Here is a 10798-nt window from a genome sequence, read left to right as displayed (position 1 = left end):
TTCTAGATTATTCCGCGAGGAAACGAAAAATTCTTCGGAACTTTGATTTCATTCTTCGGAACTTTGATTTCATTCTTCCGAAGTTTTATTTCGTCCCTCCGTGGAGAGTTTTCGTTTGCTCCCTGGAGATTCTAGATTTCCTCAGGAGATAGAGATGTATGAGTGTCGATATCGTTATGAAGCTAGGCTCAAGCCACATCCCCCAGAGTTGTTGTCAATCGTAGTTAGTGTAGTGCCAAGAGATAATTCGTCAGCCCTGTCTCTGCTTCTCTGAATAATATGTTGGATTGTGCTTAGGGTGCGATCCTTTTTTGTAGGTATGAGTTGCATTTCTTAATTGAATATACGCAGCCCTGTGGCAAGGGCGGGTAGACATAACAAAAGAGTCCCTACGGGGAGCAGAGGTGCTCTCGTAGGGACTCTTTGCGTATTTATATCAGAGCTAGCACATGGGAAGGGTGTGCGGCTCGCTGGTTACTTCTCTAGAGTGATCAGATTACGATCCTTGTCGTAGATCTTGCAATCTAGGAGTGCTACATCTTGATCTTCGATCAGCTTGATGTTTTTGGAGTATTTCTTCTTCCACTTAGTAAAGAGAGAGGATCCCAGTAGGGGAGCCTTCTTGATATAGGCCACTACATAGGGATGTAGGTGCATAGCGAAGTTGCGGATCGGCTTGTCACTTGTGGTCAACTGGGCTATCATCTCCTCCAGGTCATCGGTAAAGGTGATGGAGGTCTTGATCTTGCCCGTGCCTTGACAAGTAGGACAGGTCTCCTCGGTGCGTATGATGGTCGCCTGACGGACACGCTGTCGTGTGATCTGCATGAGACCGAACTTGCTCAGCGGTAGTATCTTGTGGGTGGCTCGGTCGTTTGCCATAAGCTTCACCATATGCTCGTATAGCTCCTTGTTGTGAGCTGCTTCATTCATATCGATGAAGTCAATTACGATGATACCTCCGAGGTCTCTCAGTCGGATCTGACGGGCGATGAGGTCTGCGACAGCCATATTGACATCAAAGGCTGTCTCCTCCTGCCCAGAAGTCCTGCGAGCCTTCTTGCTACTATTGACATCAATGACGTGCATAGCCTCGGTCTGCTCAATGATAATATTGGCTCCATTGCGCAGGGTAACTTTACGCCCGAAGAGAGTCTTCTTTTGCTTTGTCACACCACATGTGTCAAAGAGAGGACGCTTACTATCGTCCTCATAGAGCGTGACAATCTGCTCTCTGCCTGGGTCAATGTCGGCTACGTAGCCTCTGAGCTCCTTGTAGTAGTCAGGATCGTTGACGACGATCTTGGTAAAGCTCTTGTTGTAGGAGTCTCGGATAAGGTTGATAGCACGGTTTCGCTCTTCATAAATCTGAGCAGGAGCCTTAGCACGGACCAGCTTCTTGATGCTTGTCTCAAATCGGTCTATCAGATCCATCATCTCCTCGACGAGTTCTTGGGTCTTCTTGCCCGCAGCTTGCGTCCGAATGATGGCTCCATAGCCACTCTTGATGACGCTCTGCACGATGGTCTTGAGCCTCGTGCGCTCCTCCGTGGAGCGTATCTCGCTAGAGATGGCTACCTGATCGCTAAAGGGCACTAAGACTAGGAATCTGCCCGCTATAGAAAGCTCTGCAGAGAGACTAGGCCCTTTGGTTCCGAAGGCTTCGCGTGTCACCTTGACGAGGATTTTGTCTCCCTTCTTGAGTCCCGAGTTGATAATGTTACCATCCTTAGGAAGGGGTTCCCCCTCTTTGACCTTGTCGATGGGGGGGACCTTCTTCTTTTCCGCTATATCTTCTAATAAGTGGGTGGTCGCTCCAAATACTTTGCCTAGATCATTGTAGTGTAGGAAGCCGTTCTTCATAGGACCTATGTTGACGAAGGCGGCGTTGTTGCCTCTGACGACATTGTCTACCTCGCCGAGCAGGATATCTCCGACAGCGTAGCGGATATTTCTATTCTCCGTCCGTAGCTCTACGAGCTCGCCGTCTTCAAGCACTGCCATAGACACCTCTTTGGGCTTTACATCGATGATTAGTTCACTATTCACGGTGTCTCAAATAATCTGTGCATTAATAGATTGGAAACGTGTAGAGGTCTAGTATGACCGAGCCTCTTCTCTCCTCCGTCTCATAGCTACGCCGTGCCGCTGCACTGATCCGAGCTGGTGAGCCATCGAAGTACCTAGTCGCTACACCTCTACTGGAGTAGCTGGTCTCTATGCGTATCTCTTGTCTCTAGATACACAGAGAGGGGCGGTCTACAAGTGCTGCCGTAGTACTCGTGACCTCGGGCTGATGCCGAGTGCCTGAGAATGGGATGCTACAGGCTCTAGTCTAGTCAGCGTATGAGGGACTACTGCAGGATGATAGGATGAGTTGCTATGCAACGAAGCCAACCACAACCAGCCTCTCCTCTATGAGAGGTCGGTCATGACGGCTTGCTTGATACGTTTCGTGCGTTAAGATTAGATCGCCACTCATCTCGGATGGCTCTCTAGCGTGTAGACTGTGGGACTCCGTAGGGTGATTCACTTGCCTAGACGGACTCTCACCAGCGGTCTCTCCTAGACCTCTCGTCTACTACTTCTTCTTATGACGATTCTTACGTAGTCTCTTCTTACGCTTGTGCGTCGCCATCTTGCGACGCTTGTGCTTCTTACCGTTTGGCATAATTGTTTCTTTTGAATTGGTCTATACTGATCCAAGGTGGTGAGATCTGTGGCTGATCGTCCTAGGGACTAGCCACCTCTGCTCATGTCTTGGTATACTACTTAATCATACCTGTGAAAGCCTTTGAGGGCTTAAACGTAGGAACCTTGCGGGCGGGTACGATGATAGTCGTCTGCTTGGATATGTTGCGAGCAGTCTTCTCTGCACGCTCCTTGACAACGAAGCTACCGAAGCCTCTGAGGTAGACATTGTCTCCCTGGCTCATAGCGTTCTTCACTGTATCCATAAAGGCCTCTACGACTTGAAGGACTTCCTGTCGATCCAAGCCTGTCGTGTCGGCGATGCTCTTTACAATTTCTGCTTTAGTCATGTATTCTTAGTAATGGGTCTTATGATGATTTCCGATGATGTGTCTGATACAACTCAGAGGAGTGGACAAATGTACATTAAGCAACTTACACAACCTGCTCTAGCGTAAAAAAGAAGCAGAGGAGTGCTCTCGACTTGTCCAAGAACACTCCTCTTCTTTGTGTTATATACTCGCGTGGTATCAGTTTGGCGTGATGAGACGGCTTGGAGGAAAGGGGAGGTGGCTGGCAAGGCGCTCTGAGTAGCCCCTAGGGGAGTCGAACCCCTCTTTCCAGGATGAAAACCTGGCGTCCTAACCGATAGACGAAAGGGCCAAATCGTGCGCCAGTATCCTTAATCGAATGTTATATCCTCAGCGAGCTGATACCGTATTGCGATACGTCGTCGTAGACTAGAGAGACTTGAGATGAAGAGCCATCTTAGACTTCAGGTTGGCGGCCTTATTGCGATGGATGATATTCTTGCGAGCTAGGCGATCTAGCGTAGAATACACCTTGGGCAAAGCCTGCTCCGCTTCCTGACGGTCTGTCATCGCACGAAACTGCTTAATCATCGTGCGGGACGTCTTGCTCGCATAGCGATTGCGAAGGCGACGAGTGGAACTCTGACGGATTCTCTTCAGCGTTGATTTATGATTTGCCATTCTTGTGATACTTAATTACTAGGTATACTCAATATGCGAGACTCTATATATGTGGAGCCTTTCATATCTACTCGTAGCCCCTAGGGGAATCGAACCCCTATTTTCAGAATGAGAATCTGACGTCCTAACCGTTAGACGAAAGGGCCAGCAGCTACTTGCCAATCACCCCCTGAATGTTCAGCTCTCGGGCAATTGTGATGCAAAGGTAATACAAATTTTTCTTCCGACAAAAGATTCTCGCAAGAAAATCTTCTCCAAAAAGCTCAATAGTGCCAAAAACAGTCCGCAAAGCGCTAGTTCGCAAACGTTTAAGAAGTCTGGCAATCTGAGAAATCTTTTTATCTCAAGTCACGCCCCCAGAGGAGCTTCTCACGAATTACCTGTGTATACGGCTTGTGGGAGAGACGTAGCAGGTGGGCTCTCTTGTCGCTCTTGCGGGCTGTAATCTCAACTCCGCAGTCGTAGACCCTCAGATTGCCATCTATTACGATGGAGAAGGTGGGATGTAGCGAGGAGACTGTCATCGTTAGTGTGCTAGTGTCGGGGAACATGAGTGGAGCCATATTGAGCGTATGAGGAGCTATCGGCACCAGTAGCAGAGTCTGACACTGAGGCGTCACGATGGGTCCCCCTAGGCTAAGCGCATAGGCGGTAGATCCTGAGGGGGTGCTTACGACCAAGCCATCGGCAGCGTATTCGGCGAGTAGGTCTCCGTCTAGACCGACCCGTATCTTGATGATAGATCCGGTCTCTCGTTTCTGTACTGCTAGGTCGTTGAGTGCTGTGCCTACATGCTTCCCCGCCACGCTTACATCAATCAGTGTGCGAGTCTCTATATTATATTGTCCCGCAAGCAGATCGTCTAGATGATGTCGAGCCTCTTGTGGCTCCATCTCAGTCATGAAGCCGAGGTGCCCACAGTTGATTGCCCATATGGGTAGCTCCACGTCTCGTAGCTTGTGCACAGCCCGTAGTAGTGTGCCATCGCCTCCGAGACTTAGAGCGATGTCTCCGTAGGGTGTCTCCCCGCCTAGACGCATCTGTGGATACCCCTCTGGGATGCCCGCCTGCGATAGCGCCTCCCAGAGCGGGGTCTCTATATATAGGTCTACGCCGTGCTCCGCCAGTGCAGTCAAGAGTGCCGCCACATCGTCCGTGAGACGCATCGTAGCGTGGCTCCCATACACAGCTATCGTGTTTATCTTATGCCTATCCATCTGACTATCTGCTTGCATCGCTACAAAAGTACCGAAAAGCAGGGAGACCCCAAAGCTCCCAACCGCCCATCAACTGAACCTACGACCTCTAAATGCGCCACGCCCGAGGAAATCGCAAATCTCCAGCGAGGAAACGAAAATTCTCCACGGAGCTGGGAAATGAAACTTCGGAAGAATGAAATGAAACTTCGGAAGAATGAAATAAAAGTTCTGAAGAATATTTCGTTTCCTCCCTGGACAATTCAAGATCTCCACCGAGGAATTCCGAAATTCCTCGGTAGAGCCGTTGGACTACTTACCATTCACGAAAGTGCCACCCCGCTATTTCTTAGGTCAGAAGCCGAGAGTAGCACTTTTGCTTACTCAAATATGAAAGATGGTACCTAGTATTAGGTATTCGCTCATATCGAACGCTCGGCTAGCTTTAGCTATCTTTGTGGCGTATGAAGTTGTCGGAGTTACATAATGGCGAGCGAGCTCGTATCTTATCGGTAGGCGGTCATGGAGCCTTTCGCAAGCGTATCCTAGAGATGGGATTTGTGCAGGGACAGGTAGTGGAGGTGATACAGGCAGCTCCACTGCGGGATCCTATCTACTATCGGCTGATGGACTACAATGTCTCGCTGCGTCGCAAGGAGGCGGGGCTGATTACGGTAGAGCTCATTGACTCAGACTCTATCTCGGAGGAGCTACCGCCACTGACACATACGTTTGTCTCTGACGAGCGTGCAGGCTCTTTGGCAGCAAGCGTTACGGGATCCGAGCGTGTCGCCATCACCCGCTCACTACGGGTAGCGCTCATTGGCAATCCCAACAGTGGCAAGACGACGCTCTTCAACCATGCCAGCGGAGCGCATGAGCGTGTCGGCAACTACAGCGGAGTTACTGTAGAGGCTAAGGAGGCACACTTTGACTATCAAGGCGTTCGCTACGAACTGATTGACCTTCCTGGTACTTACTCTCTGTCGCCTTATTCGCCTGAAGAGCTTTACATCCGAGACTATCTGACTAATGAGGAGACACGTCCTGACGTGGTCATAGATGTGCTGGATGCGACCAACTTGGAGCGACAGCTGTACCTTGCGGTACAGGTGCGTGAGATGGGTATCCCGATGGTTACGGCGCTCAATATGTGGGACGAGTTTGAGCAGAAGAAGAATCAACTCGACGTACAGCAACTCTCCGATCTGCTAGGTACTCCCATGGTGCCTACCATCTGCCGTAAGGGGGTGGGTGTCTTTGAGCTCTTGGACAAGGTACGTCAGCTCGTCGATGAAAACCTCTATGCGGATCGTCGCTTCCTGCAGATCAACTACGGGACAGACCTTGAGCAGAGCATAGCAACCCTGCAGACGAAGCTCACCGAGTTTGCGACCTTCCCCGATCATCTATCTCCCCGCTACTTAGCGGTCAAGCTCCTCGAGGGAGACCCGCACACACAGAGTTTTATCAAGCAGCAGCCGAAGGGTGAATACCTTCTCACCGCCACAGCTTACGAGGAGAATAGACTGCTCAAGAATCACTCCAACGAGGAGGATCTAGAGAACTATATCATCAATCAGCGTTACGGCTTCATCGCTGGTGCGCTCAGAGAGACCTACCGTCCGAACAAGCGGCGCATACGCACTATGACGGATCGTATAGACAATCTCCTCATACACCCTATCTGGGGCTATCCGATCTTTCTCGCCTTCCTCTTTATTATGTTTGAGGCGACCTTTGCCTTGGGAGCCTTCCCGATGGACTGGATCGAGGCGGGCGTGGACGTTTTTGGCGCTTGGATCTACGGGATGATGAGTCCTGGTCCTCTACGTGACCTACTGGTGACGGGTGTCATAGGCGGTGTGGGAGGTGTACTGGTCTTCCTGCCGAACATCCTCATCCTCTACCTCTTTATATCCATTATGGAGGACACGGGCTATATGGCTCGAGCGACCTTCTTGATGGATCGCCTAATGCATCACATGGGACTGCATGGCAAGTCTTTCATACCGCTTATCATGGGCTTCGGGTGCAACGTCCCCGCCGTGATGGCTTCTCGCACGATCGAGAGCCGACAGAGTCGCATCATCACGGTGCTAGTCACTTCGCTGATGAGCTGTAGCGCCAGACTACCAGTTTACATACTCATTGCGGGCACCTTCTTCCCACAGAGTGCTGGGTTGGTCCTCTTCGGACTTTACGCTCTTGGGGTGCTGCTAGCCTTCCTACTGGCGAAGCTTTTCCGCCGAGTGCTCTTCAAGTCGGAGGATCTTCCCTTCGTTATGGAGCTACCTCCCTACCGCATCCCGATGGCACGTGCCGTGGGTATACATATGTGGGACAAGGCGCGTGAGTATCTGCACAAGATGGGATCGGTCATCCTCGTGGCTTCGGTCATCATCTGGGCGCTGGGCTACTATCCTCGTGAGGAGGTAATGTCTCGTGCTGATGAGCAGATAGCACAGGTGCAGCAGCAGAGCACGCTCTCTGAGAGCGAGCGCAGTGAGCAGGTTGCTGCGATAGAGCGACAGGCACACATGGAGCAGCAAGAGGGCTCTTACCTAGGACGCATCGGTCAAACGGTACAACCCGTCCTAGCTCCGCTCGGCTTCGACTGGAAGCTCAGCGTGGCACTCGTAGCCGGACTACCAGCCAAAGAGGTGGTCGTCAGCTCCCTCAGCGTCATCTATACGGGCAGTGAAGCGGTGGACGAGGATAGCGAAGACTTTGCCGTGGGTAGCTCGGCGCTCTCACGACAGCTGCGCCAAGAGAAGGACCCCGTGACGGGTGAGCCTCTCTACACGCCACTGATAGCCATATGCTTTCTTATCTTCGTGCTCATCTATATGCCTTGCGTAGCCACGGTTGTGGCGGTTTCTAAGGAACTCAACAGTGGCTGGTGGGGACTCTTTGTGGTCGTCTACACCTGCGTGCTAGCCTGGATCGTGGCTTATCTGGCACGACTGATAGGACTACTCATTATATAAGTAATAGGTGTCGCCATGGATCTGCAAACAATCGTTGTACTCCTCATCATTGTTGTCACGGTGCTCTACATAGTCCGTAGCTTGTGGCGACTGATCCGTCGCCCCCGAGGAGCCACAGGTTGCGCAGGTTGCTCCGCATGCCACCATAGCAAGGTCGCTACTCCAAAGAAGTCACCCAAGAGAGACTGCTGCGCTTAAGTCTGCACCGCACCCCGCAACTCTCCTGTCGGTATCCTATTGGAGAAACCGAAGAAAAAAGCGTACTTTAGCTCTCAGAAAGCGAGCTAATGCGCTTCTCCTATTATAGTATGCAACAGACTTCCCCTACAACCTACCAAGGCAACGACCGAGTCCTCTTTGGGTTCATCTTTGGCTTGCTCTCCTTCTGGCTCTTTGCCATGACGCTCCTCAATATCCATGTGGATATGAACAAGGAGCTGGGACTCTCCATCTCAACACTCAGCTTTGCTGTGTCGGTCACCTCGCTGGTGAGTGGACTATTTATCGTCGTCTTCGGAGGCTTGGCGGATCGCTTCGGACGCGTCAAGCTCATTCGCTGGGGCTTCTACACAGCTATCCTGGGGGCACTACTTATTGCGCTGACACCTGCTCAGAGCGCCCTGACAGCTCCGCTCCTCATCTTGGGTAGAGCCTTGCAAGGGGTGTCGGGAGCCTGCATCATGCCCTCCTCGCTAGCCCTCCTCGGTGTCTACTGGTCTGGCAAGGCGCGACAGCGTGCAGTCAGTCTTTGGAGCATGGGTACGTGGGGAGGCTCAAGCTTTGCCGCACTCTTCGGGGGCTTTATGATTAGCACCTTGGGATGGCGCGCTATCTTCTACGTTTGCGCCCTATTTGCGATCATAGGGCTACTGCTCATCAAGGGGCTTCCCGAGAGTCGTGCCGAGCAGCAGCAAGCGAAACGATTTGACATCTTCGGCTTCGTCGCCTTCTTCATAGGTATCTTGTCGCTCCAACTATTCATCGCCAATGCGCCCGTCTGGGGATGGCTCAGTGTCGCCTCCCTCTCTACTATCTCACTGTCGGTCATTGCAATCGTAGTCTTCATCAAGGTCGAGCTGGGACGTGCGGGAGCCTTTATGAACCTTGCCCTCTTTCGCAATAAAACCTTCACAGGAGCAACTATCTCAAACCTGATTCTCAACGCCACTGCAGGCGTTCTCGTCGTGTCACTCAGCGTGTTACAGCAAGGCGGTCGCATCGATCCCGCCACTGCTGGCTACCTAACCATCGGCTACGGTGTCTCCATCCTGCTCTTCATCCGTGTGGGTGAGAAACTCCTCCAGCGCTTTGGTCCTCGCAAGCCAATGATCTGGGGCTGTATGCTGATCATCGTCTCAGTCCTCCTGATGTCGCAGACGCAACTCATGACAGGCGTCTATATGATCCTGACGGGCGTGGCGTACGTCCTCTTTGGTACTGGGCTAGCCTTCTATGCGACACCCTCGACCGATGCGGCACTCTCGAGCCTACCACGAGACCTCTCGGGACAAGGCTCAGGCATCTACAAGATGGCTTCGTCCCTTGGAGCAGCCTTCGGACTAGCTATATCACAAGCCATCTATAATGGCATCCAAGTATCTGGACAGCCGATCGAGCTTCTTGGCAATCTCATCAACTTCGTGGGGCAGCAGGGCAATCTCAACTTCCGTCACGCAGCGATGGTGACGATGACCTTCAACATCGTCCTGCTCCTCCTCGCTATCCTCTCCATCGCCTTGACAATACCTAAGCAAAAGAAGCAACCTGAGGCGTAGAAACAACTAACATATAGACACACACGACTATGAAATCTAAGATAAGTGAAGCCATCTGCCGAGATATGGAGCAGTGGTTTGAGAGCTTTCATCAAGCTCCTGAGACAGCTATGCAAGAGTACGATACCTCCCGCATCATCGCCGAGAGACTACGAGACTTTGGCTACGAAGTGACGGAGGGTATCGGCAAGCTTGGCATCGTAGCTACGATGCAGCGTGGCGAGGGGACGCGCTCTCTGGGGATCCGCGCGGAGTTTGACGCACTAGCCATACAGGAGGAAAACGACCTCCCCTACCGCAGTCGCATCCCAGGACACGCACACCTCTGCGGACACGATGGTCATACGACGATGCTCCTCGGAGCCGCCAAGCAATTGGCCGAGAGCGGTTACTTCAATGGCAAGCTCACGCTCATCTTCCAGCCCGGCGAAGAGACCATGCAGGGCGGCGCAGCGATGGTCGCCGATGGGCTCTTCGAGCGCTTTCCCGTAGACGCTGTCTATGCGATGCACAATCTGCCCGGTCTACCCCTTGGAACGCTACACTTCTGCTCTGGCGAGATGATGTCTGCCGTGGATAACTGGGAGATCAAGCTCATGGGCCGCGGCTCTCATGGCTCTATGCCTGAGCTTAGCATCGACCCCGTCGTCGCAGGCGCCTCGCTTGTCTTAGCTCTGCAAAGCATCGTCTCACGCAATGTCTCCCCCTGGCATCACAGCGTAGTGACTATCGGTGCCTTCCTCGCTGGGGATACGGGAAATACGATCCCCGACAGTGCTACCCTCAGGCTCTCTATTCGCAATATGGAGCCTAAGACACGCGTCCAGGTACTGGAGCGGATCCGCACCATCACGCAGCACCAAGCCGAGAGCTATGGCTGTGCCTATGAGATTACTGAGGGGCAGCCTGGAGCTGTCCTGATCAATAGCGAGGAGGAGACACGCTATGCTGCCGAGGTGGCTCGCAAGACCTTTGGCGAGGAGCGAGTCGTCTACCCCAGCGCACGCTATATGAGTAGCGAGGACTTTGCCTTCATGCTCCAGAAGCAGCGGGGCTGCTACCTAATGATAGGTAATGGCGAAACCCCGATGGTGCACAACCCTAAGTTTATCTTCAACAAGCAACTGCTCCCGATCGGAGCCTCCTACTGGGTC

At 52.3% G+C, this 10798-nt stretch carries 8 protein-coding genes and 2 tRNA genes; 4 read left to right on the top strand and 6 right to left on the bottom strand.

The features are described 5' to 3' along the window. Window positions 1-474: 474 nt before the first annotated feature. The 6 genes from Q0X57_RS05565 to Q0X57_RS05540 all read right to left on the bottom strand — a co-directional run bounded on the left by Q0X57_RS05565 (window position 475) and on the right by Q0X57_RS05540 (window position 4918). Window positions 475-2049, bottom strand: coding sequence for an Rne/Rng family ribonuclease (locus Q0X57_RS05565; RefSeq protein ID WP_297728804.1), 1575 nt, complete (start codon window positions 2047-2049; stop codon window positions 475-477). Between the two features lie 719 nt (window positions 2050-2768). Next, complete coding sequence (locus tag Q0X57_RS05560; protein WP_297728801.1) at window positions 2769-3041, bottom strand: HU family DNA-binding protein; 273 nt, start codon at window positions 3039-3041, stop codon at window positions 2769-2771. A gap of 241 nt (window positions 3042-3282) precedes the next feature. Continuing rightward, a tRNA-Glu gene (locus tag Q0X57_RS05555) sits at window positions 3283-3354 on the bottom strand. 77 nt (window positions 3355-3431) lie between these two features. Then, on the bottom strand, window positions 3432-3683 hold the full coding sequence (rpsT, locus tag Q0X57_RS05550; RefSeq protein ID WP_007364674.1) for a 30S ribosomal protein S20: 252 nt from the start codon (window positions 3681-3683) through the stop codon (window positions 3432-3434). A gap of 74 nt (window positions 3684-3757) precedes the next feature. Continuing rightward, window positions 3758-3829, bottom strand: a tRNA-Glu gene (locus Q0X57_RS05545). 192 nt (window positions 3830-4021) lie between these two features. Continuing rightward, complete coding sequence (locus Q0X57_RS05540) at window positions 4022-4918, bottom strand: NAD(+)/NADH kinase (protein WP_297728798.1); 897 nt, start codon at window positions 4916-4918, stop codon at window positions 4022-4024. 425 nt (window positions 4919-5343) lie between these two features. On the opposite strand from Q0X57_RS05540, the gene feoB reads away from it, so the two are divergent. The 4 genes from feoB to Q0X57_RS05520 form a co-directional block, all read left to right on the top strand. After that, the gene (gene feoB, locus Q0X57_RS05535; protein ID WP_297728795.1) at window positions 5344-7869 is read left to right on the top strand and encodes a ferrous iron transport protein B; all 2526 of its coding nucleotides are present in this window, start codon (window positions 5344-5346) and stop codon (window positions 7867-7869) included. Between the two features lie 15 nt (window positions 7870-7884). Further along, window positions 7885-8067, top strand: a complete 183-nt coding sequence (locus tag Q0X57_RS05530) for a FeoB-associated Cys-rich membrane protein (protein WP_007364668.1) — start codon at window positions 7885-7887, stop codon at window positions 8065-8067. 110 nt (window positions 8068-8177) lie between these two features. Beyond that, entirely contained in the window at window positions 8178-9644 is a 1467-nt protein-coding gene (locus tag Q0X57_RS05525) for an MFS transporter (protein WP_297728789.1), read from the top strand. 29 nt (window positions 9645-9673) lie between these two features. After that, window positions 9674-10798, top strand: a 1125-nt coding sequence (locus tag Q0X57_RS05520) for a M20 aminoacylase family protein (RefSeq protein WP_297728787.1), incomplete at its 3' end; no start/stop codon positions are given.

Origin of the sequence: uncultured Porphyromonas sp. (assembly GCF_947254915.1) — a bacterium.
In the GTDB taxonomy this organism is placed as follows: Bacteria; Bacteroidota; Bacteroidia; order Bacteroidales; family Porphyromonadaceae; genus Porphyromonas.
Note: the sequence above shows the minus strand (reverse complement) of the source record. Positions and strands in the feature narration are given on the sequence as shown.

Bases quoted from the DNA above. Each gene is read 5' to 3' on its own strand.
- Q0X57_RS05530 (WP_007364668.1), top strand. From the start codon at position 7,885: ATGGATCTGCAAACAATCGTTGTACTCCTCATCATTGTTGTCACGGTG.
- rpsT (WP_007364674.1), bottom strand. From the start codon at position 3,683: ATGGCAAATCATAAATCAACGCTGAAGAGAATCCGTCAGAGTTCCACT.
- Q0X57_RS05540 (WP_297728798.1), bottom strand. From the start codon at position 4,918: ATGCAAGCAGATAGTCAGATGGATAGGCATAAGATAAACACGATAGCT.
- Q0X57_RS05525 (WP_297728789.1), top strand. From the start codon at position 8,178: ATGCAACAGACTTCCCCTACAACCTACCAAGGCAACGACCGAGTCCTC.
- Q0X57_RS05560 (WP_297728801.1), bottom strand. From the start codon at position 3,041: ATGACTAAAGCAGAAATTGTAAAGAGCATCGCCGACACGACAGGCTTG.
- feoB (WP_297728795.1), top strand. From the start codon at position 5,344: ATGAAGTTGTCGGAGTTACATAATGGCGAGCGAGCTCGTATCTTATCG.